Source organism: Faucicola osloensis (assembly GCF_020041925.1).
In the GTDB taxonomy this organism is placed as follows: Bacteria; Pseudomonadota; Gammaproteobacteria; order Pseudomonadales; family Moraxellaceae; genus Faucicola; species Faucicola osloensis_D.
The window spans coordinates 322008-348997 of the sequence record NZ_CP083409.1; the positions used below are offsets into that span (position 1 = coordinate 322008).

General features: G+C 43.7%; 25 protein-coding genes. 11 read left to right on the forward strand and 14 right to left on the reverse strand.

The features are described 5' to 3' along the window. Window positions 1-6: 6 nt before the first annotated feature. From LAJ61_RS11140 to LAJ61_RS01380, 3 genes are all read right to left on the reverse strand, one after another. Window positions 7-141, reverse strand: coding sequence for a hypothetical protein (locus LAJ61_RS11140; protein WP_267460934.1), 135 nt, complete (start codon window positions 139-141; stop codon window positions 7-9). A 98-nt stretch (window positions 142-239) separates the two neighbouring features. After that, window positions 240-1880: a chaperonin GroEL gene (groL, locus tag LAJ61_RS01375; RefSeq protein ID WP_224054190.1), complete on the reverse strand. Its 1641-nt coding sequence runs from the start codon at window positions 1878-1880 to the stop codon at window positions 240-242. A gap of 171 nt (window positions 1881-2051) precedes the next feature. After that, window positions 2052-2345, reverse strand: coding sequence for a co-chaperone GroES (locus LAJ61_RS01380; RefSeq protein WP_198001374.1), 294 nt, complete (start codon window positions 2343-2345; stop codon window positions 2052-2054). Between the two features lie 402 nt (window positions 2346-2747). Between LAJ61_RS01380 and LAJ61_RS01385 the strand changes: the two genes are divergently transcribed. Both LAJ61_RS01385 and LAJ61_RS01390 read left to right on the forward strand, forming a co-directional pair. Further along, window positions 2748-3443: a DUF3108 domain-containing protein gene (locus LAJ61_RS01385; RefSeq protein WP_224054191.1), complete on the forward strand. Its 696-nt coding sequence runs from the start codon at window positions 2748-2750 to the stop codon at window positions 3441-3443. A gap of 272 nt (window positions 3444-3715) precedes the next feature. Then, window positions 3716-5119: an outer membrane protein transport protein gene (locus tag LAJ61_RS01390; RefSeq protein WP_224054192.1), complete on the forward strand. Its 1404-nt coding sequence runs from the start codon at window positions 3716-3718 to the stop codon at window positions 5117-5119. Window positions 5120-5174: 55 nt separating this feature from the next. Here LAJ61_RS01390 and LAJ61_RS01395 read toward each other — a convergent pair whose 3' ends face one another. Further along, window positions 5175-6065 (reverse strand): LysR family transcriptional regulator, encoded by an 891-nt coding sequence (locus LAJ61_RS01395; protein WP_060994372.1) that lies wholly within the window; start codon window positions 6063-6065, stop codon window positions 5175-5177. Between the two features lie 247 nt (window positions 6066-6312). Here LAJ61_RS01395 and leuC point away from each other — a divergent pair, with 247 nt between their 5' ends. The 5 genes from leuC to LAJ61_RS01420 all read left to right on the forward strand — a co-directional run bounded on the left by leuC (window position 6313) and on the right by LAJ61_RS01420 (window position 12073). Continuing rightward, on the forward strand, window positions 6313-7731 hold the full coding sequence (gene leuC, locus LAJ61_RS01400) for a 3-isopropylmalate dehydratase large subunit (RefSeq protein ID WP_099808268.1): 1419 nt from the start codon (window positions 6313-6315) through the stop codon (window positions 7729-7731). Window positions 7732-7740: 9 nt separating this feature from the next. Next, window positions 7741-8391: a 3-isopropylmalate dehydratase small subunit gene (gene leuD / locus LAJ61_RS01405; protein WP_007114912.1), complete on the forward strand. Its 651-nt coding sequence runs from the start codon at window positions 7741-7743 to the stop codon at window positions 8389-8391. Window positions 8392-8678: 287 nt separating this feature from the next. Continuing rightward, window positions 8679-9317 (forward strand): hypothetical protein, encoded by a 639-nt coding sequence (locus LAJ61_RS01410; RefSeq protein ID WP_224054193.1) that lies wholly within the window; start codon window positions 8679-8681, stop codon window positions 9315-9317. 144 nt (window positions 9318-9461) lie between these two features. Beyond that, a complete protein-coding gene (leuB, locus tag LAJ61_RS01415) occupies window positions 9462-10532 on the forward strand; it encodes a 3-isopropylmalate dehydrogenase (protein ID WP_224054194.1) in 1071 nt (356 codons plus the stop codon). A 221-nt stretch (window positions 10533-10753) separates the two neighbouring features. Further along, window positions 10754-12073 (forward strand): L,D-transpeptidase family protein, encoded by a 1320-nt coding sequence (locus tag LAJ61_RS01420; protein ID WP_224054195.1) that lies wholly within the window; start codon window positions 10754-10756, stop codon window positions 12071-12073. A gap of 54 nt (window positions 12074-12127) precedes the next feature. Here LAJ61_RS01420 and LAJ61_RS01425 read toward each other — a convergent pair whose 3' ends face one another. The 7 genes from LAJ61_RS01425 to ruvC all read right to left on the reverse strand — a co-directional run bounded on the left by LAJ61_RS01425 (window position 12128) and on the right by ruvC (window position 19402). Beyond that, window positions 12128-12352 (reverse strand): hypothetical protein, encoded by a 225-nt coding sequence (locus tag LAJ61_RS01425; RefSeq protein WP_099834211.1) that lies wholly within the window; start codon window positions 12350-12352, stop codon window positions 12128-12130. Window positions 12353-12355: 3 nt separating this feature from the next. Then, a complete protein-coding gene (locus LAJ61_RS01430) occupies window positions 12356-13561 on the reverse strand; it encodes an RtcB family protein (RefSeq protein ID WP_224054196.1) in 1206 nt (401 codons plus the stop codon). Window positions 13562-14318: 757 nt separating this feature from the next. Next, entirely contained in the window at window positions 14319-14828 is a 510-nt protein-coding gene (gene lysM / locus LAJ61_RS01435; RefSeq protein ID WP_224054197.1) for a peptidoglycan-binding protein LysM, read from the reverse strand. Between the two features lie 271 nt (window positions 14829-15099). Further along, the gene (locus LAJ61_RS01440) at window positions 15100-16203 is read right to left on the reverse strand and encodes a calcium:cation antiporter (protein WP_224054198.1); all 1104 of its coding nucleotides are present in this window, start codon (window positions 16201-16203) and stop codon (window positions 15100-15102) included. 86 nt (window positions 16204-16289) lie between these two features. Continuing rightward, window positions 16290-17681, reverse strand: coding sequence for an MFS transporter (locus LAJ61_RS01445; protein ID WP_224054199.1), 1392 nt, complete (start codon window positions 17679-17681; stop codon window positions 16290-16292). A gap of 103 nt (window positions 17682-17784) precedes the next feature. After that, on the reverse strand, window positions 17785-18645 hold the full coding sequence (gene purU / locus LAJ61_RS01450) for a formyltetrahydrofolate deformylase (protein WP_224054200.1): 861 nt from the start codon (window positions 18643-18645) through the stop codon (window positions 17785-17787). A 154-nt stretch (window positions 18646-18799) separates the two neighbouring features. Continuing rightward, window positions 18800-19402 (reverse strand): crossover junction endodeoxyribonuclease RuvC, encoded by a 603-nt coding sequence (gene ruvC, locus LAJ61_RS01455; RefSeq protein ID WP_060994366.1) that lies wholly within the window; start codon window positions 19400-19402, stop codon window positions 18800-18802. 283 nt (window positions 19403-19685) lie between these two features. Here ruvC and LAJ61_RS01460 point away from each other — a divergent pair, with 283 nt between their 5' ends. From LAJ61_RS01460 to LAJ61_RS01475, 4 genes are all read left to right on the forward strand, one after another. Then, window positions 19686-20321, forward strand: coding sequence for an FxsA family protein (locus LAJ61_RS01460; protein ID WP_224054201.1), 636 nt, complete (start codon window positions 19686-19688; stop codon window positions 20319-20321). A gap of 260 nt (window positions 20322-20581) precedes the next feature. Then, a complete protein-coding gene (locus LAJ61_RS01465) occupies window positions 20582-21289 on the forward strand; it encodes a CoA transferase subunit A (RefSeq protein ID WP_060994364.1) in 708 nt (235 codons plus the stop codon). 17 nt (window positions 21290-21306) lie between these two features. After that, window positions 21307-21936 carry a 3-oxoacid CoA-transferase subunit B gene (locus LAJ61_RS01470; RefSeq protein WP_138017959.1) on the forward strand — a complete coding sequence of 210 codons (630 nt, stop codon included), beginning with the start codon at window positions 21307-21309 and terminating at the stop codon, window positions 21934-21936. Between the two features lie 205 nt (window positions 21937-22141). Continuing rightward, window positions 22142-23341, forward strand: coding sequence for a hypothetical protein (locus LAJ61_RS01475; protein WP_224054202.1), 1200 nt, complete (start codon window positions 22142-22144; stop codon window positions 23339-23341). Between the two features lie 67 nt (window positions 23342-23408). Here LAJ61_RS01475 and rnt read toward each other — a convergent pair whose 3' ends face one another. The 3 genes from rnt to LAJ61_RS01490 form a co-directional block, all read right to left on the reverse strand. Then, on the reverse strand, window positions 23409-24128 hold the full coding sequence (gene rnt / locus LAJ61_RS01480; protein ID WP_224054203.1) for a ribonuclease T: 720 nt from the start codon (window positions 24126-24128) through the stop codon (window positions 23409-23411). Between the two features lie 43 nt (window positions 24129-24171). Continuing rightward, window positions 24172-25254, reverse strand: a complete 1083-nt coding sequence (gene pyrC, locus LAJ61_RS01485; protein WP_224054204.1) for a dihydroorotase — start codon at window positions 25252-25254, stop codon at window positions 24172-24174. A gap of 175 nt (window positions 25255-25429) precedes the next feature. After that, window positions 25430-26986: a hypothetical protein gene (locus tag LAJ61_RS01490; protein WP_224054205.1), complete on the reverse strand. Its 1557-nt coding sequence runs from the start codon at window positions 26984-26986 to the stop codon at window positions 25430-25432. Window positions 26987-26990 lie beyond the last annotated feature (4 nt).

Here is a 26990-nt window from a genome sequence, read left to right on the forward strand (position 1 = left end):
CGCCATTTAACAAAAAATATCCGCCCATAAATCCCCACTCACACTATCTTCTAACACAGGTTCATTGAATATACGAAATACACCTAATAAACCGATGGTGTTGGCTTGTGGTAGTAAAGCGGTCGGTAGTTCCATCTTCATAGTTGTGATAATTTCCCTAATTAAAAAACCCTATTAAACTGAAGTTTAATAGGGTTTTGATTTTAGCCAAATGGCTTGAGTGGGATATAATCTTTCGATTACATCATGCCGCCCATACCACCCATGCCGCCCATACCACCCATGGCAGCAGCGCCAGCATCGTCTTTTGGCAAGTCAGTAATCATTGCTTCTGTCGTAAGCATCAAGCCTGCCACAGATGCTGCGTTTTCAAGCGCTGAGCGAGTGACTTTGGCTGGGTCTAAGATACCCATTTCTAGCATATCGCCGTATTCCCCAGTCGCTGCGTTGTAACCGTAGTTACCTTGACCGCCTTTGACTTGGTTTACTACCACAGATGCTTCATCACCTGCGTTGGTCACGATTTGACGCAGTGGTGCTTCCATCGCACGGCGTAGAATGTTGATACCCGCGGCTTGGTCATCATTGTCACCGTTGACATTATCAAGCGCAGAGATAGCACGAACCAATGCCACACCACCACCTGCTACAACGCCTTCTTCGACGGCAGCACGAGTTGCATGCAAGGCATCATCCACACGGTCTTTTTTCTCTTTCATTTCAGTTTCAGTCGCCGCACCGACTTTGATAACTGCAACACCGCCTGCGAGTTTGGCAATACGCTCTTGTAGCTTTTCTTTGTCGTAATCAGAGGTTGATTCTTCCACTTGGCGACGGATAGAGGCAACACGATCATCGATTTCAGTTTTTTGACCGGCACCGTCCACAATCACGGTGTTTTCTTTACCAACCGTCACTTTTTTGGCAGTACCTAATACTGATAAATCTGCAGTTTCTAAGCTCATGCCCATTTCTTCTGATACAACCGTACCACCCGTTAAGATAGCAATATCTTGAAGCATCGCTTTACGACGGTCACCAAAACCAGGGGCTTTAACAGCACAGACTTTTAAACCGCCGCGCATGTTATTTACAACTAAAGTTGCCAAGGCTTCGTTTTCAACATCTTCAGCAATGATCAGTAAGGCTTTACCAGATTTCATCACGTTTTCAAGTAGTGGAATCAACTCACGGATGTTGCTGATTTTTTTGTCGACTAACAAGATTAATGGGTTTTCTAGTTCAGCGGTCAACGTATCTGCTTTATTGGCGAAGTATGGGCTGATGTAGCCACGGTCAAACTGCATACCTTCAACGACTTCAAGGGTATCTTCAAAGCCTGAACCTTCTTCAACCGTGATCACGCCTTCTTTACCCACTTTTTCCATCGCTTGAGCGATTAAGTCACCGATAGTTTGGTCAGAGTTAGCTGAGATAGAGCCGACTTGTGCGATGGCTTTGGTGTCATTGGCTGGGGTTGAAAACGCGTGGATTTGTGCAACAACGGCACGTACACCTTTATCGATACCACGTTTTAAGTCCATTGGGTTCATGCCAGCGGCAACCGATTTCATGCCTTCTTGCAAAATCGCTTGGGCTAAAACAGTCGCTGTGGTAGTACCGTCACCTGCAACATCATTGGTTTTGCTTGCAACTTCACGCACCAGCTGTGCGCCCATGTTTTCAAATTTGTCATCAAGTTCGATTTCTTTAGCCACTGATACGCCATCTTTAGTGATGGTTGGTGCGCCAAAAGATTTATCGATAACCACGTTACGACCTTTAGGGCCTAATGTTACTTTAACCGCATTTGCCAATACGTTGACGCCGTCAATCATTTTTGCACGGGCATCAATACCAAATTTTACATCTTTAGCCATGTTAAATTCTCCAAATTATAAATTTTTATTTGTATAAGGTAGTCCAAATGGCTACCACGGTTGCTATCAATTACTTTACCGAGTACTTAACCAGTTAGATTAAGACCAGGTAAATTAAGACTAGATAAATTAGCTTTTAGGTAAAAGACGATTGTTTAGAGCAATAACTGATTAACCTTCAATCACACCCAATACATCACTTTCTTTCATAATCAATAATTCTTCACCATCTACTTTAACCGTTGAGCCGGCGTATTGACCAAATAGTACTTTGTCGCCGACTTTGACATCGAGCGCACGTACATCGCCGTTTTCACGGATTTGACCATTACCTACTGCAATGACTTCACCTTGAGAAGGTTTTTCTTGAGCACTGCCTGCTAGTAATAAACCGCCAGCCGTTTTTTGTTCTTCTTCGCTGCGACGCACGACGATACGATCATGTAAAGGACGAATTGCCATAATCTACTCCATAAATTAACTGTTAAATTATTGTTTGAAAGCCTTAGTTAGCTTTGAAAGCTGTGATCAGCTCAGAGGTTAGCTCAAAAGACCACCGCTATTTTGCCGACCACAAAAAGATGATAACTATCTGTTTGCATAAATAATCATATGCTTATCAGATGTTATCAATTCACTGTCTAACAGTGGGGATGTCTGCCAATTTGTTCAAGCGGAAAATTACGAAATTTTGCAATTTGTTGTCAATTTTTTAACCCCTTCACCCAAATACCGCATAAAGACTGTCGTTTATTGCACAATCACAATCTTTTGTTAACTAGCTTGTATTTGCTTGCCGTCAATACTACTGTATGCATACCAAACAGAGTTAACCTTATCTTATGAACGTTATTTGATGGATGAAACATGAAAAATTCTTTAGTAAAAAAACTGGTAGTAAGTACTTCACTCGTGTCAGCGATGGCTATCACTTCTATGGCGAATGCGGCAGTTGCCCCTTTTAATGCAACCTATAATTTTAATATTGAAGGCAAATACAATGGTACCGCAAGCCGTGTATTGACCCAAACTGGCAATCAGTATTTTTATAACGTCAATGCAAGTGTCGGTAAATTAGCCAGTGCCAAGCAAACCGCCAATTTTGTCAATGCCAATGGCGCTATCTTACCGGTGAGCGCGTTAACCCAATACAAAATTTTGGGGACGGGTCGAACTACCACATTGAACTTTAACAACGCAAAAAAACAACTGGTCACCAATTATAAAGGTCAAAACAAAGTCATTGCTTTGCCACAGCCTGCCTATGATGATTTGAGTTTAGAAATTCAAATTCGGGAAGATTTAAAAGCAGGCAAATTCCGTGGTAATTATTACATGGCAGATCGCAATACCGTTGAAGCGGTGCCCTTTAAAAAGTCTGCCATGACTCGCATTACCGTGCCAGCGGGTACTTTCGACGTGGTTCGTATCGATCGCGTGCACGATGACAAAGACCGTCAAACCAGTTTTTGGTTAGCCCCAAAACTTGATTATCTGCCTGTCAAAGTGGTTCAAAACAATGATGGTAGAAAAATGGAAATGAATTTGGCTAGAGTAAATTAATACTTTATCATGTTTTGTCTCAAACACCGATTATATTAATCGGTGTTTTTTTATTTTTATGTCACTGTAAATACTCTATTAGTGACTTATCAGGTCAGAAATTGGCGCCATTTTTGTAAGCCATAAGTTGTCAAGGCGTAAGTTTTTAACTATTCTTTGTAGGTCCATTGGAAGGCCTCATTATCCTGTCTAAGTTTTTCATACCTTTTAGCAACCTCTAGCAAGCTCTCCAATTCGCACTATATCAATATCCATGTAAAAGGGAGTATTTCATGTCATTAAGATTGCAATCCTTAACACTCGCTATTGCCAGCATTTCATTTGCTAGCGCTGCCCAAGCCGCAGGGCTCGACCGCTCAACTCAGCCAAGTTGGGGGTTTACGCAAGATGGCACTTTTGCTTACATCGAACGAATCACCATTGACCCATCGATTACTGGCAAAGACAATGCGGCCACCACCCCTTCGCCAAGCACGTACGAAGAAGGTCGCGATACTAACAACATGGCGCTAAACTATAATTTTATCAATTATGGGGCAAAAGCAGACATCAACGATAAAATCAGTGTGGGCGTGTTTTTTGACCAGCCGTGGGGCGCGGATGTCGAATTTAAAGGTAATAACAACTTTGTCAATGGTATAGTCAGCCCGCAGCAGGTTGCTGGTGCAGGACAAGCGGCGCTAGCCGCCGCCACAGCTGCAAAAACCGCTGCTACTGCTTACCAAGCAGATCCAACCAACCAAACACTCAAGTATGACGCGGCTACCGCGGTTAAAACCGCACAGCAAGCAGGGGCAGTCTACAATCTAGCAAGCAATATCGCTCAGCATCCCAACGAAGGTACCAACGTCTCTGTTGATAGTAAAAATTTCACGGGTTTGGTGGGGGTCAAATTTGGCGAAAAAAATAATTGGCAAGTATATGGCGGGCCGGTATTACAAAAATTAGAAGGTGAAGTGCATTTACGCGGTACAGCCTACAATTCTACCCAAGGTTATGATGGTATCTTTGCCCAATCGAATGGTTATGGTTGGATGGCAGGTTTAGCCTATAGCAAACCTGAGATTGCGCTTAAAGCGGCATTGACTTATCGCTCTGAAATTGATCATGACACCGTAGCGTATGAATACATGCCTGCAACTGGCGAATCAGGCACTTATGACATGACCATCACTACCCCAAAATCCGTGAATGTTGACTTTCAAACAGGTCTAAACCCAACCACCCTATTGACCGCAAAACTGCGCTGGGTACCTTGGAGTGATTTTTCAATCAAACCACCTCTGTATAATGCAACGACCAAAAAAGCCGTGGGTGCGGATTTTAAACCCCTATACCCCAATGGTTTAAACTTGATTGATTACTCAGATGATGGCTGGGCAGCAGAAGTGGGCTTGGGTAAAAAATTAAATAACCAATGGGCGGTGTCAGGCTCAGTGGGTTGGGATAGCGGCGCGGGTGATCCCACCACCACCTTAGGACCTGTGGAAGGTCATTGGAATGTGGGTCTAGGCGCCAAATACAATGTTACACCCGAAGTCGCCGTGTCGGCAGGCGTGAAATACTTGATGTTTGGCGATGCCAAATCAAAAATCCCCAATGGCGACTTAGTGGGGGATTTCCAAAACAACGATGCTTGGATTTACGGGCTGCGTTTAACTTATCAGAAGAAGTAAGTCCCATAAAAAAAGCCTATCACATCGATAGGCTTTTTTTATGTCGAACCATTAATCAATCGCGATGTTTACCATCCATCTCTAATCCTAGCATGTCAAGCAAGGCTGCCATGCTTGCAGATACCGTAATATTGGGGTTGGTGACCAAACCCAAATAGCGTTGCAACTCAACGGGGGTATCCATATTAATCGGCTGTAAATCTTGATTGACTAAGGTTTGCGGTAACACCGACCAGCCTAACCCAACCGATACCAACATACGAATTGACTCCAGCGGATTGGTGCTCATCGTGGCATACGGTTTTAAGTTATATTTGGCAAATTCAGCTAAAGTGATTTGGCTGGTAAAGGTATTGGCAGCGGGTAAAATCGCTGGATAGTTGGCCAATTGCTCAAGCGTCACGTTCATTTTATGCGCCAGTGGCGATAAAATGCCGGTCACAAAATGCAGCGGATCTGACCATAGCATATGATAATTTAGACGTTTATCATACACAGGAGGTAGCGTTAAAAAAGCCAATGACAAGTCGCCATCAAGGACTGCTTTATGCGCTTGCTCAGAATCGACAAAGTGCACTTCAAGCTGTACCGCAGGATAGCTTTGGATAAATTGTTTGAGGACAGCTGGCAGATGATGTAAGCCAATATGATGACTGGTACCGATAATCAGTTTGCCTGATACCGTTTGCTGGCGGTTTTTAAGATTAATTTTTAGATTATCGTAATCATCTAGCCAGCGTTTGGCATGGGGTATCAAGTCATGCGCCGCTTGGGTTGGGATAATACCACGACCCACGGTATCAAAAAGGGTTACATCAAATTCGTCTTCTAAGTTTTTGATACGCTTACTCACTGCAGGCTGTGTAATAAATAATTTATCAGCCGCCTGCGAGATACTACCTGTTTGCATAACCGCTAAAAAAGTATTTAAATTTGTGGTATTCATCTTTCCCCCAAAACTAAAACTCTACCATTTGATATAAATAAAAGTTTCATTCTTTAAAAAATACATTAAATAAGATTATAAGACAACGTATGTACAAATACAATTTATTTAATCGCCCAATACATTCCTAAAATTTTTATAAAATATAAAAATCATCAATTAAAATTATCATTTTTCTTTGTTATAATGGCGTTATTGTTTACCCGATTACTACGCCCTTTTATAAAAAAACCATAGGATATGTGTCATGGCAGCGCAAACGCTTTATGATAAACTTTGGCAAGACCACTTAGTCAATCAACGAGACGACGGTTCTAGTCTTATCTATATCGACCGTCATTTATTACACGAAGTCACGAGCCCACAAGCATTTGAAGGCTTGTCATTGGCAAATCGTGACCCTTGGCGTTTGTCAGCAAACGTCGCCACTCCTGACCATAATGTCCCGACGGTGGCGAGCGAACGTAAAGAAGGGGTGGCAGGCATTAAAGATGACGTCTCTCGCCTGCAAGTAGCCACACTCGATGAAAACTGTGCCAAATTTAACATCACGGAATTTACCATCAATGACGTGCGCCAAGGCATTGTGCATGTGGTAGGTCCAGAACAAGGTTTAGTGTTACCTGGGATGACCGTGGTGTGTGGCGACTCACATACCGCAACCCATGGTGCATTAGGCTGTCTTGCCCACGGCATCGGTACCAGTGAAGTTGAGCATGTATTGGCAACGCAGTGTCTTGTGCAAACCAAGATGAAAAATATGCTTATCAAAGTCGATGGTAAATTGGGTGAAGGTGTCACCCCAAAAGACGTGGTACTAGCGATTATTGCAAAAATCGGCACCGCGGGCGGGACAGGCTACGCCATTGAATTTGCAGGCGATGTGTTCCGTGACATGAGCATGGAAGGACGTATGACCGTGTGTAATATGGCGATTGAAGCGGGCGCGCGCGTTGGTATGGTAGCCGTTGATGACACTACCATTGAATACGTCAAAGGTCGTCCCTATGCGCCTACCGGTGAAATGTGGGATAAAGCCGTGGCTTACTGGCAAACCCTACACTCAGATGCCGATGCGGTGTTTGATACCGTCATTGAGATGGCAGGCGCGGACATCGCACCCCAAGTATCTTGGGGCACATCCCCTGAGATGGTGGTGGATATCAGCGCACACGTCCCTACCCTAGATGCGGCAAAAGATGACGTCCAAAAAGAGGCTTGGACACGCGCCTATGAGTATATGGGTTTGACGGCGGGTCAACCGGTCACTGACATCAAAGTCGATCGGGTGTTTATCGGCTCTTGTACCAACTCACGCATTGAAGATATTCGCGCGGCGGCGGCTGTTATCAAAGGTCGCAGAGTCGCAGATAGCGTCAAAGAAGCGATTGTGGTAGCTGGTTCTGGGTTGGTTAAACAACAAGCAGAAAGCGAAGGCCTAGATAAAATCTTTACTGCAGCGGGTTTTGAATGGCGGGAGCCAGGCTGCTCGATGTGCCTCGCCATGAACGCGGATAAATTGCAGCCAAAAGAACATTGCGCCAGCACCTCCAATCGTAACTTTGAAGGTCGTCAAGGCAATGGCGGACGCACCCATTTGGTCAGCCCTGCGATGGCCGCCGCTGCCGCATTAGCCGGTCATTTTGTTGACGTGAGAAATTATTAAGGTAGAACTATGAAAAAATATACCCTTGAGCAGGGCATCGTCTGCCCACTAGACCGCTCAAACGTGGACACTGACCAAATCATTCCAAAACAGTTTTTGAAATCTATCAAACGCACAGGGTTTGGTGCCAATTTATTTGATGAATGGCGTTATTTGGACGAAGGCTATCCTGGTCAAGACAATAGCAAACGCCCTATTAACCCTGATTTTATTTTGAATCAGCCCCGTTATCAAGGTGCTAACATTTTGCTTGCGCGTAAAAACTTTGGCTGTGGTTCAAGCCGTGAGCATGCCCCTTGGGCGCTCGAAGAATACGGTTTTCGTACGGTGATTGCGCCAAGTTTTGCCGATATTTTCTACAACAACTGCTTTAAAAACGGCATGTTGCCAGTGATTTTAAGTGAAGATGCAGTCAGTGAATTGTTTGCCGAATGTTTTGCCCAAGATGGCTATCAATTAACCGTGGATTTAGAAAAACAGCAAGTGATTTCACCCTCAGGTAAAAGCTATGCGTTTGACGTCGATGAATTCCGTAAGCACTGCCTGCTCAACGGTTTAGACGATATTGGTCTGACATTACAGCAAGCTGATAGTATCAAAGCGTATGAAGAGAACGCCAAACAATCACGCCCTTGGGTATTTGGCACAGGCGCGGCTTAAAGTGCTGCTTGGTTAGGTAAATTTACAATGTCAGTAGCGCTTCATCATTGATGATTTATCATTGAGAGCTTATCCATCATCTATCCCAATCTGCGTATAAGCCGCGTATAAAAAAGGCATTTTTTGACAAAGGTTGGGATATTGGTTATGTTAGTCACATTTTAGCGTGCCTATGACTGTGTTTAAATCATGGCATCACCCGCCATGAAAATCATCGTCTAACTATGGCAGGCACCCTGTTACTGCAATTTTTTAATTGCTTTTTTTGATTTGAGGGAATAACGACCATGATGTTTACGAAGCGCTTTTTTCACTCTGACTGTTTGCCTGTTGTAGCCATTGCGATTTGTTCGGCAGTGGCGCTATCTGGCTGTCAATCAATGACAAAGCAGCCAAGCGCACGTCCCAAAGCCCCAGTGGTAACAGCGCCGCAAGCGATTGCTGCAGGCAAAAGCACACTAAAATGTACCGGTATTTATGCTTGTGAAATCAATCGTATTGGCACGTTGTCAATTATCAATCAATCGACTCACACCCCTAGCGCTACACTTGGCAACCATAGCTCAGTGACTAGCCCAGTGACCGTCACCCCTTTGATGAGTAAGCCGCAGAGCAAGTCTACTATACCAAATTATTTGGTAAGTTTTCCCAGTGGTCAGCACATGGTTGCCACCCGTTTTTATTTGGATGAGGATTTGACGACGGTTGAAAGTTTTAGTTTCATCCATCGTTTTGAAAGCGGTAAACGCTATGAGCTTAAAGCCTACCGCCAAATTCAAAAGACCGATTATAGTTTACTAGCACAATCTGCCCCAACGCCACTGTGTATTGATTTGTATGAAAATGCCAAACTTACCAATCAATGGTGTAAAAAACCCAATCAGCAAGGTGCTCTATCGAATGAATTTGTAAAAGTGGCTTTATAGATGTGCCTTAGAGCGTCACGCAAAAAGCGCCTCTCAAAAAAGCGTCATTCAATAACCCCTGATTCAATTATTTTTTAGAAACTAACAAAATTTTAAAAGCTGCGTTGTCAGCAAAAAGTTGTGTATTAACGTGAAGGAAGTAACATGACAAAACAAATCGCCGTATTACAAGGTGATGGTATTGGTCCTGAAATCATTGGACAAGCTGTCAAAGTATTGGACAAATTAATCGAGCAAGGCTTAGACGCCGACTATGAGTATGGGCTGTTAGGTGGCTCAGCGTATGATGCGTATGGCTCACCCTATCCAGAAGCTACCCAAACCCTGTGCCGCAAGGCTGATGCGGTATTGCTCGGTGCTGTCGGCGGCCCACAGTATGACAACCTTGAACGCTCAGTGCGCCCTGAGCGTGGATTACTGGCGATTCGTAAAGACTTAAATCTATTTGCCAATCTTCGCCCAGCCATTCTTTATCCAGAGCTTGCCAATGCCTCAACTTTAAAACCTGAGGTGGTATCTGGCTTAGATATTTTGATTGTCCGTGAGCTCACCGGTGATATTTATTTTGGTGAACCACGCGGTATTCGCACGCTTGAAAACGGCGAGAAAGAAGGCTACAACACCATGAAATACAGCGAATCAGAAATTCGCCGTATTGCCAAAGTCGCTTTTGAAGCAGCGCAAAAACGCGGTAAAAAACTCTGCTCAGTTGATAAAGCCAACGTACTCGAGACCACAGAGTTTTGGAAGCAGATTTTCACCGAAGTCGCTGCCCAATACCCAGATGTTGAATTGACTCACATGTATGTCGACAATGCAGCGATGCAGCTGGTCAAAGCCCCAAAACAGTTTGATGTGATTGCCACTGGCAATATTTTTGGCGATATTTTATCCGATCAAGCCTCGATGCTGACTGGCTCTATTGGTATGCTACCATCAGCAAGCTTAAATGACACAGGCAAAGGGCTATATGAACCATCGCATGGCTCTGCCCCTGATATTGCAGGTCAAAATAAAGCCAACCCATTGGCAACCATTTTGTCATTGGCGATGCTGTTACGTTATAGCCTCAATGATGAAGCCCGTGCCACACAAGTTGAGCAAGCAGTGCAAAAAGTATTACAGCAAGGGTTACGCACAGGCGATATCTTTGAACAAGGCACCACGCTGGTTTCTTGCTCAGACATGGGTGATGCGGTCATCGCTAACTTATAATCTTTGATTATCCTAGTTTTTATCGTGCGTTAAAGGTAGTGTTAGCCCGTCTAACCTGCCTTTTTTTACGACATTTTTGCCAACATTTTTTTGAAAAATTTGTAAAATCCTGCTTATCTTTAACCGAGTTTTGCTATAGTATGCCATTATCGTTTCTCTGAAACCTCGATGACCTTTCATCCCATCCTCACTTGCTAAATTTTTCTTAAAATTCAATGACTATGTCTTCTTATCATAAAATATTACCTTGCTTTACAAGTATCTTGCTTGCTATCAGTTTATCTGCCTGTCAACAGTCACCCAATCAAGCGATGGATGCACCCACAGTTGCGACAGCAAGTACCACAGCTAGTACTGTAGCCAGTACAACCGCAAGTGTCGCTGCCTCTTCGCCTGCCCCAACGCTAAAAGCCAATGTCAGTCAACAGTTTATTGGCACAAGCTTGGTGCAGCAACGACTGAAACAAGCCTTGCCAGAGATTGCCTACACTACTGATAATTTACCGATGGTTGCCCAGCAAGTAAACCAAGTGAGTTGGTCACCCACAGGCGCTATTGAATTAAAAGCTATGCCTGCCTCTGCGGTAGTCGCGTCACAAGCCGCATCAACCCCGCCTGCTTCAGCGACCCCATCTGTGACGGGTTTTCAATCAACTATTGACTATGCTGCGCTCAAACAATCGGCTAATGACAATCCGTCATCCGTGGCTAACAAAGACGCGTTACCATCAAAACAAGTATTCATTAAGCCTGATGAACTGCTGGTATTTAAGACCCAAGCACTGCTTAACTGGCATGGGCATAGTGTGGGTGCGCTGACAGGGATAATGAATAAAAATACCATCAAAGCGATGCAGATTTTTCAGCAAAAGCACAATCTGCCCGTAACCACCACGATGGATGAAGCCACCTGGGCGGCGTTAACCAGCAACGAGACGTTAAATAAGCAGCCGATTTTTATCAATTATCAGCTAACGCGCGATGATTTGGTGATTACCAAAGCGCCTAAAGACATGCAATACAAATCGGCGCGTGAAGCGGTAGCTGAAAAATTCCATATGAGCCAAAAATTGGTAAGTCGATTAAACCCCACCACGCCACTCAAAGCGGGTAACATTATCACTGTCTACAATCCTTATCAGCCCAATATGACGGAAGTGACCAAGGTTGTGAGCGATAAAAAGAAAAACATTCTATACGCCTATGCTGCTAGTGGTGAGCTCGTTGCAAGCTACCCAACAACCGTGGGTTCCAACTACACCCCCTCACCGTCTGGCAGTTTAAAAGTTAAAAATCGGGTATTAAACCCCACCTATAATACTGATTTTTCTTCCAAAGAAAAGTGGCTACCACCAGGACCCAACAACCCTGTGGGGCGCGCTTGGATTGGACTTTCAAAAAGAAGCTTTGGCATTCATGGCTCGCCTGAGCCTGAGTTAATCAGCGCACAAAAATCACACGGTTGTGTGCGTTTGACCAATTGGGATGCGCTAAGTCTGTATGGTACGATAGCTGATGGGGCGGATGTGGTATTTGAATAAGTTTATATTGTATAGGCTTCAACTAAACACCCCAAAATCTGGGGTGTTTGGTTATTACGATTCTTGTCGCCAAACTTGTTTTCGCAAATCCTGCTTGGTCTGCCTGCGTTGTTTTTTGCGGGCGATTTCGACATCGTCTTTTTCATGCAGTCCGCCTTTTTGCAAAAGCGGATTTAACGCCAAGTAATTACGGGGTTTAACAGCCAAATTGGATTGAGCGATTGACGGATTTTTCTCCAATCGCTCACCCAATTTGATTAATTGTTTTTGGTTTTTCATAGTTTATCCTTTAATACACATGACTTGTTTAAGCGTATGCACGACTTCGACAAGCGCCGACTGATTCGCCATTACCGCATCAATATCTTTATACGCCTCTGGAATTTCATCCATCACGCCCTTGTCTTTACGGCACTCCACGCCCGCCGTCTGTGCTCTTAGGTCATCAAGGTTAAAATGCCGAATCGCTTTGCCACGGCTCATGCGTCGCCCTGCCCCATGCGAACAGGAACACAGCGACTCGCTATTGCCTTTGCCTTTGACGATATAGGATTTTGCCCCCATCGAGCCAGGTATAATACCAAGCTCACCCTCGAAAGCAGAAATTGCCCCTTTACGGGTGACGTACACATCCTCACCATAGTGGTGTTCTTGGCTGACATAATTGTGATGGCAATTAATCGCCTCGCGAGTCAAGGTAAAATGCGGTAACTCACGCTGTAGCACACTGACAATGAGTCGCATCATCTCGCGGCGATTTTCCAACGCATAATCCTGCCCCCATTGCACTGCCTCGAGGTAATCGTCGAAACTATGGGAGCCTTGGGCAAAATACGCCAAATCACGGTCAGGCACATGCCCAAAGCGGCTTTGCTGTTCTTTTTTGGCAAAGGTAATAAAATACTCACCAATACAGTTGCCAATGCCGCGACTGCCCGAATGCAGCATCACCCAGATATCCTCATTTTCATCGATACACAGCTCAATAAAATGATTGCCACCGCCCAGCGTACCGAGCTGTTTTGCCCAAGTTCGCTCAAAGTTGCGCAGCATTTTGAGCAGCCCCTTGTGCTTATCGGTGATGCGCTTTAAGCGTTTGGCAAGCGGGTCAAGCGTAGTCATTTTCACCGTAATGGCTTGGTGCTGGTTAAAACCGACAGGAACTTTGGCTTCAATCGCTGTACGGATTTTAGCCAGGTTATCGGGCAATTGGTGGGCTTTGAGCGACAGTCGCACCGCGTTCATGCCGCAGCCGATATCCACACCCACCGCCGCAGGGATAATCGCGTCTTTAGTCGGAATCACACTACCCACAGTCGCACCCTTGCCCACATGCACATCAGGCATCACTGCAATGTGATGATGTACAAATTCAAGCTGGGCAAGATTACGTAACTGCTGGATGGCTTCTTGTTCAATATCTTTGGTAAATACTTTGACAGGTACGCCATGTTGCGCAGATTTATTTAATACTAATTGAATACTCATATATTTTTTCTGTTTGAATGCTAAATTCACACGCCCTTAACATTTTTAGCGTAGCAAATTTAGACCAATAAATGATAATTAAAATTTTTTGAAATAACTTTAATAAGTAAATTTAAACAATAAGACGCCATCCAATCGTTTAACATGACTGGCAAACAAGACTGACACACATAAATGCGTTTGAAAAACTAACTGCTCTGAAAAAGTCTGTTGTCGCAAGGTGCGTTTTAGCTATCTGACGATTTCTGTGACATGTAAAAATAGGGACATGGGAAAATAGGGAAATTTTAGACAACAAAAAACCCAAATTATTACCATCACAATAAACACAATCAAAAGCCAATATTCGCTTTATTCTCAGTCAGTTACTATTGATGGTGATGCTTTGGGTTTGATAAATCAAAATCGGTAGTAGAGCGTATGGCATATACGCTGTTACAAAACCAAATTTTAATTAGTTAAAACAGACGGCAGACACATCAACAGTGTTGTTTAGACGTTTTACGTTGTGAGTAAGTACGGACATCATGTGTCTCCTTTTCCCCTTTTGCTAGGGTGGCGGTTTTGGCGATGGTACTAACATCAGAATGCCAAAACAAAACTGAAATAAAAGTTTGGGTGCATTCACAGTTTGATATATTATCAAAACTAATGAATAATCGGCATACTATAAAACTTTATTTGTCGATATGCAAATTTTTTTATAAAAAAACCAGCGACAGGGGTCACTGGTTGTTTATCAGGCTTTTGGTAAAAATTAAGCTGGAATACGAAGCACTTGACCTGGATAGATTTTGTTTGGGTCAGATAATAATGGTTTGTTGGCTTCAAAGATTTTATTGTATTGGTTGGTATCGCCATACACTTCTTTTGAAATTTTTGACAGCGTATCGCCTGACTTGACCGTGTACATACGAGATTCTGGCTCTTGCGTCGCAACCGTGATATTGTCTTCCACTTGTGCAACATACTGTACATTACCTGCCGCTAAAATGGCTTTCTCGCGCTCTGCTTGGTTAGCAGCAGAACCATTAATGATTACTTTGTCATTATTACCGTCATAGTTGACTGATAGATTGTCAATTTTGGCATTTTGTTGGATGCGCTGAATCAATAAGTTCGCAATCTCTTGGGCAGATGGCTCAGTAGAGGCGGCAGGCGCTGCGGTTGGTGCGACGTTTGATGCAGGTGTCGATGCTGGCGCAGCGTCTTTGTTACGATGAAAGATTTTATCACCGATGTCTTTTGCAAAACTAAATAGTCCCATTTGTTTTTCCTTATGTTGTAATATTTTAATGTGCGATTTTTAATGTCTGGTTTGTTGAAACTCCTAAATGACCGTTTCAATACCTCAAATGACTAGAACGACCTCAAATCACTACAACGATAATTGTGTTAATGATGGGGTTATTCTAGTTGCCCTCTAGATTAGCAAAAACTTAAATCGATGAGCATAAGTATTTAGTAAAGGAATGTTACTGATTGCAAGTAGTCTTTTCATTTATTTATTACGCCAATTTTCTATGCCATTTATTCCTTTAGGGGATAATGGAGAAAAACACAAAAGTGGCTAACATGACCAAATGGATAATGCCATGTAAAAAAGTGGTACGCCCGGTACTTAAAGTATTGATGGTTATCATGAGCGTAATGACCAGCATTAGCCCTTCTTTGGCAGACAACCCAAACATGACGGGCGTTGCTGTGAAGATTGAATAAAGCGCAATAACAGGAATTGTCAACGAAATAGACGCCAAAGCCGAGCCTAACGCCAAATTTAAACTGTTTTGCAGCTGGTCGTTGTAGGCAGCTTTTACCGCGGCAATAGATTCAGGCAACAGTACCAAAGCAGCAATAATAATCCCTAGCACAATTTTTGGCATACCCATCGCGAGCAGCGCCGCTTCCATGGTGGGCGACAACATCTTAGCAAGACCTACGACCGTCACCAAACTGAAAAACAAAAATCCCACACTCATCGCCGTGGTTAACGCATTATCACTGTTATGTAGGTCTTCTTGCCCATCAGCAATAAAATAATCTCGGTGACGAATGGTTTGGGTAAAGATAAATGCGGCATACAAAATCAAACAGCAAATCGCTACAAACAGCAGCTGAGCGCCAATCATAAAACCGCCTGCGGCAGAGGTGGTAAAATTGGGTAAAATAAATACGATTAATGCAATCGCCAATAACACACTAATTGCTGCTTTACTGCCATGCAAACTATAACGCTGTACATAATTTTTGATACCCCCAATTAACAGACAAATACCAATAATCCCGTTACAAATCAGCATCACTGCTGCAAATACCGTATCACGGGCAAGCACCGCGGCATCGGTGGGTGTGCTACTACTCATGAGTGCCAAAATAAGTGCCACTTCAATCACAGTGACCGCCAATGCCAAAACCAACGTACCAAAAGGCTCACCCACTTTGTGAGCAATCACCTCAGCATGATGCACGGCAGCAAAAACTGACCCCATCAAAAAAATTGCCGTCACGGTATTCATGATGATACCCGAGGGATGCCAAATCAAATGCACCGCAAGCACTAAAGCGGCAATACTTGGTGACAATAACGTCCAAATGGGTAAATTGATATTAAATTTTTGGTTCAGCCAAAATGTTTTTGCCATATCCCCTCCGCTTTATCTATATTTTCCAATTTATCATATAAATAGATAATATGGTCAAAAATATCAAAATTCAATTAAAAATGAAATTATTTCTCATTATTTTGTAATTTATGCCAGTAAATTATTGGTGCGAGGCAAAAAAAGCCAATAAGCATACTGACCAAAAAATGCCATTGATAACCCAAAAAATGCGCCATATAGCCGCTGGCAAAATGGGCTGAGCCGCCCAACACCGTCAACAGACAAACCTGCACGGTAAAATCACTCCCTGCATTGGCAGGGCGTGAATAATGCATAATGGTCGTGAGCATCGCAATCAGCGCCAACGATGCACAAAAATGCTCCAGCGCATTGACGGCATATAGCCACAAAAAATCAGTCAAAAATTGATGATAAAACCCATAAGCGACCAAGCCGTACAACCCTGTGGTCAGCGCTTGGGCAAGATTAAAATATAGCAGTGACCTAAAGCGAGTGAGTCGTTTCATCAAAATTGTGGCGACCCCTGCCCCAGCGACTGAGGCCGCCGAACCCAAAATAGTTGCCCAAAAGCCAATTTGCTGCAAGTTGAGTCCGACATCGACCATCATCGGTTTGACCATACCGCTTGAAATACCATCAGCAATTTTATAGGTCAATAACACCCCTAGCCAAGCCAGCATCTCCCGCGATGACCAAAAATACTGATAATGGTGGCTAAGGTAATTTTTTAGCGCCTTAAAACTACCAGATTTTGCTGCCTGTACTTGTTTTTTGGAAGATTCAACCGGGGTGTCGGTGTGCTCTTTAAAAAACACAATGGGCACTGTATTCATTGCCACCAAAGCCGCCATGGCAAGGAAACTGTTGCGCCAGCCCCATTGCTCGAGCAGCATCAGTAAAACACCGCCACCGACAATAAGTCCCAGCCGATAGCCGATGACTTGTACGGCATTGCCTTGGCTTTGACGATGATGGTGATTGGTCGTTTGATTCACCGAATCAGGCGCAGGCATATCATGGGTCAGCGGTTCTTTGGGCGCCATAGCCGCTTTAAGCAAACGCGTTGCTAGCCCATCCGTCGCCACATCGTGTGTCGCACCAATGAGACTTAAGGTAAATAACATCCCGTACAATGTCATCACCGAAGGGGTTTGTGCCAAATTATGCGGTTCAAAAAATGCCACCGCAATCAGGATGACAATCGACAACCCTTGCATCGGCAAAATCCAGCTTTTGGCGCGTCCGATTTTTTGTGAATAGTAGCCGTCCACGACAGTAGCCCACAGGAATTTAAGCCCCCAAGGTACCAAAATCAGCCCTGACCAACCAATGGCAACCAGTGAGACTTTGTATTCACGTAAAATCGCTGGCAAGGCTTGGGTGATAAATCCTGCGGGCAAGCCTTGAGCCAAATATAAGGTGAGCAGTAAGCCTAAGGTTTTATAGTGAGTCAAATGAGAATTGGATGGTGGCGCTGGCGACTTTGATAACGGCATAGGACTACCACAGGTAGATTATTTTTATAATAATGAGAAGGGCGTAAAACCTACGCCCTAATAACAATATAAGTTGCAATGACAACAAATAACGGATGAAAAATTAGTTAAATACCACCGTTTTATTGCCTGTGACAATCACCCGGTTTTGTAGATGCCAACGCACGGCACGGGTCAGCACGCTACGCTCGACATCTTGCCCAATCGCCCGCAATTCTGCCACATGGTGGCGATGGCTGACACGGTGCACGTCTTGCTCAATAATTGGTCCTTGGTCTAGGTCGGCTGTGACATAATGCGCGGTGGCACCAATCAGTTTGACGCCTTTTTCATAGGCTTGGCGGTATGGATCGGCGCCGACAAAGGCTGGCAAGAATGAGTGGTGAATATTGATAATTTTCATGTGCCAAGCTGCGGTAAATTCAGCGGATAAAATCTGCATATAGCGCGCCAGCACCAACAGATCACAATCTTGCACCAATGCTTGAATCTCGGCTTCTGCTTCTACTTTATTGTCTTTGCTCACAGCTACGTGATGAAATGGCACACCAAAATTTTCTACTGCTTGGCGCAAATCATGATGATTACTAACGACACAGGTAATTTCACAATCTAGTTGTCCTTGTTGCCAGCGCCACAGCAAATCAAGGAGTGCATGGTCATATTTGGACACCAAAATCGCCACTTTTTTACGTTTACTATTGTCAAATAGTTTCCACTCCATTTGATAGATGCGAGCGACGGTATGTTCAAAACTGCCTTTCATATTATCGATGATATTGTCCAAATCATTGATAGCCATTTCAAGGCGCATAAAATATTGACCGCCTTCGGGCTCAGTCGAGTATTGGTCAAGGCTGATAATATTGGCGCCATAACGATAAAAAAATTCGGATACAGCTTGCACAATGCCTGCGCGGTCTTGGCATTTAATCAATAAAGTTGCAGTAGCTAGTTGGCTCATGAGGTACTTCTTGTGTTCAATTTTCAAAAGATGCCATTGTAGCGATTTTTGTGCTGACAAAGAAGTCTAAACCCGTCAAAAGCCTTGTTGTATATAAAAATTTTCTTGAGATTCGTTTACCCACTGCCTTTTAACCTATCTTTTAACCTGCCTTTTAACTTAAATTACCCAAATCAACTTCGGTCAATCGCCAGCGCCCTTTTTTCTTTGAGCGTCCGCCTGCACTTTGACCAGCAATTACCGCTGCACCGCCGAGCAATTTATTCAGTGTCTGACTATGATACGCATGACAAATCGCACACGCCAAGCCATCTGCCGCATCCGCTTGCGGCTGTATCTCAAGGCTCAACAAACGCATCACCATAAGCTGAATCTGCTCTTTGTCTGCCGCGCCATAGCCACATACCGCTTGCTTGATTTGCCGTGCGGTATATTCAGCTACTTGCAAATCTTTGGCAACCATGGCGGCAATCGCTGCACCCCGCGCCTGCCCAAGCTTGAGCGCGGTATCGGGGTTTGATGCCATAAATACTTGCTCGATGGCGGCGGTCATGGGTTCATTGGTATATTTTTGATAATGCTCAACGATACGGCTAATCCCATCAAATATCCGCTTGAGCCGCTCGGGCATTGTTTCCCCTTGGCTGTAAGCATGAATCGTGCCTGCATCCAAATGTTCAAGTTTATCCCCACTCAACCGAATGATGCCATAGCCTGTCAGACGTGAGCCTGGGTCAATACCAATAAAGATGCTCATAAAAGATGCTCGTAAAAGATGCTCGTAAAACATGCTCGTAAAAAAAGATACCCACAAAACAATTTTGCTAAAAATGCAGTCGAAGCTAAAAACACCGAAACTAAAAACATCAAAGCTAAAAATGCCGTCAAATTATAGCATTTATCAAAAATTTAACGAAAAAATTGCTGAATTTCAAAAAACTATTTGATAGTTTTATTCATTACCCCCATCATTATTGCATTGGTTAATGATGCATCGTTTGTTCTTTATAGTTTATTCACAATTTAGGAATCGTATTTTCATGGGAAATATAGTTGGGATTGCCATTGTCTGGTTGATTATTGAGATGCTGGTTTGGTATTTAATCGCACAATTTGTCAGTGGCTGGTGGGTGTTTTTGTGGTTTGTCGTGGCCGGCTTTGTGGGTGCCGCCCTGATTAAAAAAGGCATAGCTACCTTAAAACCGATGGCTGGACAAGCGCAAGCCGCCATGCTTAACCCTGCGATGCGTCCTAATGAAAATTCCGTGGTGAAAGCGATTGCTTTTGCGGTGGCAGGTATCTTGTTGGTACTGCCAGGTATTTTGAGTGATATTGCGGCACTTGTGGTGTTATTACCTGCGGTACAAAATAAGTTCAAAGCCTTTGCCAAAGACTATGCCACTAAAAACCCAGAAAAATTGATGCAAATGATGGCAAGCAAAATGGGCGGTATGGATCCCTCAAAAATGGGTGGCTTAGGGGGTCTTGGCGGCATGGGTGGACAAAACCCGTTTGGTGGTCAAAATCCATTTGGTGGTATGGGCGGACAAAATCCTTTTGGGGGCTTTGGTAGCAAAAATAACAACGGCGGTAAATTTGGCACGACCATTGACGGACAAGCCAAGACGGTCAACTCGAATGCCAAACGCATCACTCGCTCTGCCAATGATGACTAGACAATGGATAAAAAATTGACTGTTAAAAATTGATAAATTTAAGGCATCCCTAGTATGCCTTTTTTTATGCCCTATTTTTGCGAAAAACTGGTTTTACTTTTTGCAAAAATTCATGCAATGTGATTTACTTAAGACAAAATTTGTTATATAAATTCTATAATGATACAATCTGTTTCGTTTTGGAATTTTTAGGTTTGAGCGTGATTTTTATTTTTGGTAATTGATATTAACAACATTGGTTAGCGACAAGGAGTGAATGTATGACCAGCAAAGTATATGACAGCGCAGCTTCGGCACTTGAGGGAGTCATCAAAGATGGACAAACGATTGCGGTCGGTGGTTTTGGTCTGTGTGGTATCCCCGAAGCTTTAATTGAAGCCTTGCGAGATAGCGGCGTTAAAGATTTGACCTGTATCAGCAATAACGCGGGTGTCGATGGCTTTGGTTTGGGATTATTACTAGAGACTCGCCAAGTCAAAAAAATGATTGCGTCGTATGTGGGTGAAAACAAAGAATTTGAACGGCAGTTTTTATCGGGTGAATTGGAAGTTGAATTGACCCCACAAGGGACACTGGCAGAAAAATTGCGTGCAGGCGGTGCGGGCATCCCTGCGTTCTTTACCGCAACTGGCGTAGGTACCCAAATTGCTGAAGGTAAAGAAGAGCGTGAATTTGATGGTCGTCAATATATCCTTGAGCGCTCATTAGTCGCTGATGTGGCACTGGTCAAAGCCCAAAAAGCCGATAAAGCAGGCAACTTGATGTTCAACAAAACGGCGCGAAACTTTAATCCAGATGTCGCCACGGCAGGTAAAGTCACCATTGTCGAAGTTGAGCAGTTGGTGGAAACTGGCGAGCTAGACCCTGACCAAATTCATTTGCCGGGTATTTATGTGCATCGCATCGTGGTCAATGCCAACCCAGAAAAACGCATCGAAAAAGTGACGACCAAAGAACAGACAAACTAGGATATAAGGAGATTACCATGGCATGGACTCGTGAACAAATGGCACAAAGAGCGGCAAAAGAACTACAAGACGGCTTTTATGTCAATCTAGGTATCGGTTTGCCGACCTTAGTGGCGAACTATATTCCAGAAGGTGTTAATGTTTGGCTACAATCAGAAAATGGGCTGCTTGGGATTGATGAATTCCCAACACCCGATAAAGTTGACCCAGATTTGATTAATGCGGGCAAACAAACTGTTACCACAGCGACCGGTGCGAGCTTTTTCTCAAGCTCACAATCATTTGCCATGATTCGTGGCGGCAAAGTCAACCTTGCCATCTTGGGGGCGATGGAAGTTTCAGACAGTGGCGATCTTGCCAACTGGATGATTCCTGGCAAGATGGTCAAAGGCATGGGCGGCGCCATGGACTTGGTCGCAGGCGTTCAACGCGTCATTGTATTGATGGAACATACCAACAAACATGGTGAGCCAAAAATATTGGCTGAATGTACGCTACCCCTGACAGGCAAAAAAGTGGTGAATCGTATCATCTCTGATTTAGCCATCATGGATGTGACCGATAACGGTTTAAAACTGGTTGAACTGGCAGACGGTGTCACGTTTGAAGAGTTACAATCAAAAACGCCCGTAACCATTGCACAATAATTGCACTATAACACCTGCAAGATAACGACTGTAAAATAGCGCTGTCACAAGTCAGCGTTTAATTGCCATTAAAAGGAAAGTAGAAAAAGACAATAAAAAGGACAGTGACGCTGTCCTTTTTTATGGTTTTTTTATGATTTTGGCTTTTTTACTTTCGGTGATTTGTCCTCTATAATGACATCACTATCAACATTTATCCAACACCATGATTGCATCTCATTTCTCTCATCCCAAATTTATCACTGATGAAGACAATCCGCTGATTGATCGTAAATATCCCAATGAGATGGCAGCCGATGACGGCGTAGCATTGCCGCAAATTTATCGGTTTGACTTTACCGAGGTGCCAGATTTTAGCCAAACAGTGATGCAAATCACCCCGGTGATGGATAAGTCCACTGAAATTGATACACCCAATGATCATGAAGCAGTATCAGAAAATGTCACCCCTGCTACTGATAAATCTTTGCACATGGCTCAACAAACGGCGTCATCGGCGGCGCCCACTTCGATCAACAATCCCCTTGCCTCTCAATCGCTAACCAGCAAAATCCCATCAAAAACACGCTCAAATCGCCAAGTCGTTGCGCAAGCAAGAGCCCAAGCCAAACAAATTGAGCAGCAAAAGCAACTTGAAGAACAGCAGCGCCAAGCAGAGGAAGTTGCGCGCTATAAGGCAGAGGTTGAAGCCGCGCTACTCAATCCCACACTGCATGAAGGACTGCTCAATCAGCGTAAATCCATTGCCGAATCACAGGCAGTGGTCAACAAACATGCGATTTTTGGCGAGCTTGCACAGGATTTGCAGACCATTCAATGGCTTGATTCAGACATGGCAGAGGAAAGCCGAGCAATGTATGGAAAAGCGGTTGTGCTGATTCAAACAGCGCAATCAAGTGACAATTTATTAGAAAACAGTGTACCCGAAAACAATGTACCAGCAGAAAATGTAGGGAAAGACAATATCTCAGCAGACAATTTGGCAAAAGCCGTACAAGTGATTGATGAATTTGCCAAGAATGGTCTTGTGGATGCATTACTGCGCCAAGCGCTATGGCTATTTGAAGGCAATCACTTACTCAAGATTTCTCAAAACTCCCAACAAGCTTTGCTACTGTTGCAACAAGCAGCCTCACAGCATGATAATCGTGCGGAGAAATTACTCAGTAAACTGTACTATGCAGGACATGAGGTCGAGCAAGATAACGAGATGGGTAAATACTGGCTAGAGCTGGCTGCGGCACATGGTCACCCTGACGCCATACGCATTTCACAAGGTATTGCCACCCTGTCATTACTCAAGCAAACCCAACGAGAAGATACTAGCTATGGCAAAAAAATGGCGCTTGCGACTGCGGCGCTGATTATGTTCATGATACTGATATTTGTAGCAGTTAAAGTTTAAAGATTTGGATGAATGACGTAATTTGGGTATTAAAAAAGGTTAAATATCTCAATAACTACCAAAAAACTTAATTACCAGTTGGGTCGTCAGATGGCACTAGTACGCTCTCGTCATCACTATCCTTATGCTCCTCATCATTAGGCTCATCGCTCGCCAAGTTTGGCGTCAGCAGCGGATAATTATTTAAGATATAACAAAACAATTCAGCCGTTTTTTGGGTGTCATATAAGGCAGAATGCGCTTCATTACCATCAAATTCTAGTCCAGCGAGTTTGCACGCTCTCGCCAGTACCGTTTGACCAAACGCAAGCGCGGATAAAGTGACGGTATCTAACACGGAGAACTGGTGAAATTGGCTTTGATTTTTGCTATTGGTACGCTCAATTAAAGCATTTAAAAAGCCCAAGTCAAAATGCGCATTGTGCCCCACCAAAATGCACTTGGTACATTGGGTCGATTGACGCACCGTTTTTAAATATTTAAAAATACGGCGAATGGCGGTTTTTTCATCTTCGGCAATGGCTTTTCGCATCGGGCTATGCGGATTGATGCCGGTGAATTGCAGGGCGCGCGCTTCAAGATTTGCCCCTTCAAACGGCTCAATATGGGCATTGACCGCCTCACCTGGGTAAAAACGCCCGGTATCATCCATCAAAATTGGAATACACGCAATCTCAAGCAAAGCATCGGTTTTTGGATTGAACCCTGCTGTCTCTACATCCACCACCACGGGCAAGTAATTGCGAAAACGGTTGGCAATAGTCATCGATTCAGTTGTGGCGGTCATACGTTACCTTGCGGAAAAAAACAGAAAAATAAAGGGTGAAAAATCATACTGCTAAATTAAATGGCATCACTTTCCAGTCTAGCGTTTGTCCCGCCATCAGCGGGGTCAAATCTTTACCGTCAAGATAAGGATAATGCTCGGGGACTTGCCATGCTTCACGCACCAAGGTGACTTTATCACTATTGATAGGTAAGCCATAAAATTTTGCCCCGTGAATACTGGTAAAGCCTTCTAGCTTGTCAAGTTTGCCCACGCTTTCAAAGGCCTGGGCATACAAGGGCAGCGCAATCGATGCGCTGTAACAGCCTGCACAACCGCAAGCATTTTCTTTGGTATGCGTCGCATGGGGCGCAGAGTCGGTACCAATAAAGAATTTGGGATTACCACTGGTTGCCACATCAAGTAATACTTTTTGGTGACTTTGGCGTTTTAAAATCGGCAAGCAATAAAAATGTGGTTTAATGCCGCCCACCAGCAAGTGATTACGATTAAACAGTAAATGCTGCGGGGTAATCGTCGCTGCGACATTTTTGTCCTGTGACAACACAAAGTCAGCGGCATCACTGGTGGTGATGTGTTCAAAAACGATTTTTAGCTTTGGAAATTTATCAATGAGATTGACCATCACTTCATCAATAAAGCGTTTTTCACGGTCAAAAATATCAATATGATGGTGCGTCACTTCACCATGAACCAACAGCGGCAAACCCAATGCCTCCATCTTGGCAAATACATCGGTGCAATGATTGATATGGCTCACCCCATCCGCAGAATTGGTGGTCGCACCTGCAGGATATAACTTGACTGCTTTTACTACACCTGAAGCAACGGCAGCTTCGATGTCTTCTGCCGTCAGTGACTCGGTCAAATAAAGCGTCATCAATGGCTCAAATTGCTGGGATATACTGTCATTTGGCACTTGCGCCAAAATACGCTCACGATAAGCGATAGCATCAGCGGCTGTTTTGACGGGTGGCACCAAATTTGGCATACAAATGGCGCGGCGAAAATTGGCAGCAGCATGTGGCACCGTGGTGGCAAGCGCCTGCCCGTCCCGTAAATGAATATGCCAGTCATCAGGTGCAGTAATAGTAAAAGTATTGATAGGTGCAGTCGCTGCGCTCATGATTTCCTCGAAAAGCTTTGAGAGTGCCTTAAAAAAACAACGTCAAAAACCGATAATTGAAGCGTTGAAAAACTTGTGCATGATAGCAGTTTTAGGCAAAAAACGACATGAAAATATTTTCGAGCTAGTCAGACTCATAAACAATGTGTCAATTTATGTCGTTGTGCTAAACAACTTAATTTGTATTGGATTTATTGCTAGGTTTTTTATCTGTTTTATTATTAGCCTTATCGTCGGGCTTTTTGACCGATTTTTTGTCAGGGGCGGTTTTTGATGATGGTGACTTGTCTTTTTCTTTTGGCGATTTTTCTTTTACCGCTTTGTCCTTAGTCGTAGATTCTTTGGTGGTACTAGAATTTTTTTCAGATTGTCCACTGTCGACTTTAGATGAGCTAGCTTTTTTCTTATGGTCTTGTTTAGCCTCATTCTTGTCATCGGCTTTGGCATCATCGTTGGTATTTTTTTTGCGGTCTTTTTTGCTTTCCGCTTTTTTGCTTTCCTCTTGTTTATCAGATTTTTTCATAGCTCGCGCTTTTTCAGCTTGCTCTGAATGCTTATTATCTTGTGATTTGTGATTATCTCGCGGTTTATTATTCTCTTGTAATTCAGAGATACCTGCTTTTTTGCCACGCTCAGTTATTGTTATCGGATTAGTCATATCCGCTACAGAGGCGACTTTTACTATCGCCACATCGTGATAAACCGGGTGTACCACTGACATTTCTGCGGATGTTTGGGTGGCGGCAGGCTTATCTTTGACGCTCACCAACGCGCCTATTCCGCCAAAAGCGGCGACAGATAATACGGTGGCGGTCGCAATCCAATTTTTTTGTAACTTATCTATCCAATGAGCGCGTTTGCGAACTTGCGGTTTGGCAAAAATACTGCTGGCTGTTTGTGCGTTTGTTGTCACCGCTTTATTTATTTGGCGATTAGCGTTTGAAATCACCTGTTGATTGAAGTAAGCCTGCGGGATGGTCATTGGTGCAATGTTAAAAAAATTGGACGCTTTATAAATAGTTATTTGTTGGACAATATGCTGTTGATAGACAGGCAAGTCCGCAATATTTTGAATTTTTGACCATGTTAATTGCTGTTGTTGTATTGCTTGAAAACTGACAGCGCGCCTAAAACCCACTGCATTTATCAGTCCTGTATCTTGTGGTGACAGGAAAAAAACCGGCTGCATCGCAAGCCACTCAGTAATCTGCGCTGAGTCTATGGTGTTTTGTAGCGAACTTATCGTATCTGCCAAATTTATCACCACCAATGCAGTGATAGTCTGCCAAATAGTTAACAGGTTATCTAAGGGTAAATGGGTTTTTTCCAGTAGCACGCCGGCAATCATGGTTTTTTGGGTTTCATCATCAAACAACTGCTCAAAAATTGATACGCTTTTTTTAGACAGTTGTTTTAGGGTTACGAAGTTGATGCCGCTTTCAGTCAATTTTTTTGTAACTAAAGCAGTTAAAAATTCGGGGGTAAAACTATTTTTATCTGTTACCTGTGGCAAAGTTTGATGGATTAATGACGGATTTTGCTGAATTTTTGCCGATAACTGATACAGCATGACTTTTAACAGCTCAGGCACGACTTTTTTTAGATAACAAATTGATACGTGTGACCCATCTGCGACTATCGGTAGCAATGGCGGCAGAGCGTTTACCCAAAAATGATATAACGATATATGGTCAATGATATTACAAGGCGTTGAAGGATTTTTTGACAGCATATTT

Coding starts and splice junctions, on each gene's coding strand:
- LAJ61_RS11140 (WP_267460934.1), bottom strand. CDS start 141: ATGAAGATGGAACTACCGACCGCTTTACTACCACAAGCCAACACCATC.
- groL (WP_224054190.1), bottom strand. CDS start 1,880: ATGGCTAAAGATGTAAAATTTGGTATTGATGCCCGTGCAAAAATGATT.
- LAJ61_RS01385 (WP_224054191.1), top strand. CDS start 2,748: ATGAAAAATTCTTTAGTAAAAAAACTGGTAGTAAGTACTTCACTCGTG.
- LAJ61_RS01390 (WP_224054192.1), top strand. CDS start 3,716: ATGTCATTAAGATTGCAATCCTTAACACTCGCTATTGCCAGCATTTCA.
- LAJ61_RS01395 (WP_060994372.1), bottom strand. CDS start 6,065: ATGAATACCACAAATTTAAATACTTTTTTAGCGGTTATGCAAACAGGT.
- leuC (WP_099808268.1), top strand. CDS start 6,313: ATGGCAGCGCAAACGCTTTATGATAAACTTTGGCAAGACCACTTAGTC.
- leuD (WP_007114912.1), top strand. CDS start 7,741: ATGAAAAAATATACCCTTGAGCAGGGCATCGTCTGCCCACTAGACCGC.
- LAJ61_RS01410 (WP_224054193.1), top strand. CDS start 8,679: ATGATGTTTACGAAGCGCTTTTTTCACTCTGACTGTTTGCCTGTTGTA.
- leuB (WP_224054194.1), top strand. CDS start 9,462: ATGACAAAACAAATCGCCGTATTACAAGGTGATGGTATTGGTCCTGAA.
- LAJ61_RS01420 (WP_224054195.1), top strand. CDS start 10,754: ATGTCTTCTTATCATAAAATATTACCTTGCTTTACAAGTATCTTGCTT.
- LAJ61_RS01425 (WP_099834211.1), bottom strand. CDS start 12,352: ATGAAAAACCAAAAACAATTAATCAAATTGGGTGAGCGATTGGAGAAA.
- LAJ61_RS01430 (WP_224054196.1), bottom strand. CDS start 13,561: ATGAGTATTCAATTAGTATTAAATAAATCTGCGCAACATGGCGTACCT.
- lysM (WP_224054197.1), bottom strand. CDS start 14,828: ATGGGACTATTTAGTTTTGCAAAAGACATCGGTGATAAAATCTTTCAT.
- LAJ61_RS01440 (WP_224054198.1), bottom strand. CDS start 16,203: ATGGCAAAAACATTTTGGCTGAACCAAAAATTTAATATCAATTTACCC.
- LAJ61_RS01445 (WP_224054199.1), bottom strand. CDS start 17,681: ATGCCGTTATCAAAGTCGCCAGCGCCACCATCCAATTCTCATTTGACT.
- purU (WP_224054200.1), bottom strand. CDS start 18,645: ATGAGCCAACTAGCTACTGCAACTTTATTGATTAAATGCCAAGACCGC.
- ruvC (WP_060994366.1), bottom strand. CDS start 19,402: ATGAGCATCTTTATTGGTATTGACCCAGGCTCACGTCTGACAGGCTAT.
- LAJ61_RS01460 (WP_224054201.1), top strand. CDS start 19,686: ATGGGAAATATAGTTGGGATTGCCATTGTCTGGTTGATTATTGAGATG.
- LAJ61_RS01465 (WP_060994364.1), top strand. CDS start 20,582: ATGACCAGCAAAGTATATGACAGCGCAGCTTCGGCACTTGAGGGAGTC.
- LAJ61_RS01470 (WP_138017959.1), top strand. CDS start 21,307: ATGGCATGGACTCGTGAACAAATGGCACAAAGAGCGGCAAAAGAACTA.
- LAJ61_RS01475 (WP_224054202.1), top strand. CDS start 22,142: ATGATTGCATCTCATTTCTCTCATCCCAAATTTATCACTGATGAAGAC.
- rnt (WP_224054203.1), bottom strand. CDS start 24,128: ATGACCGCCACAACTGAATCGATGACTATTGCCAACCGTTTTCGCAAT.
- pyrC (WP_224054204.1), bottom strand. CDS start 25,254: ATGAGCGCAGCGACTGCACCTATCAATACTTTTACTATTACTGCACCT.
- LAJ61_RS01490 (WP_224054205.1), bottom strand. CDS start 26,986: ATGCTGTCAAAAAATCCTTCAACGCCTTGTAATATCATTGACCATATA.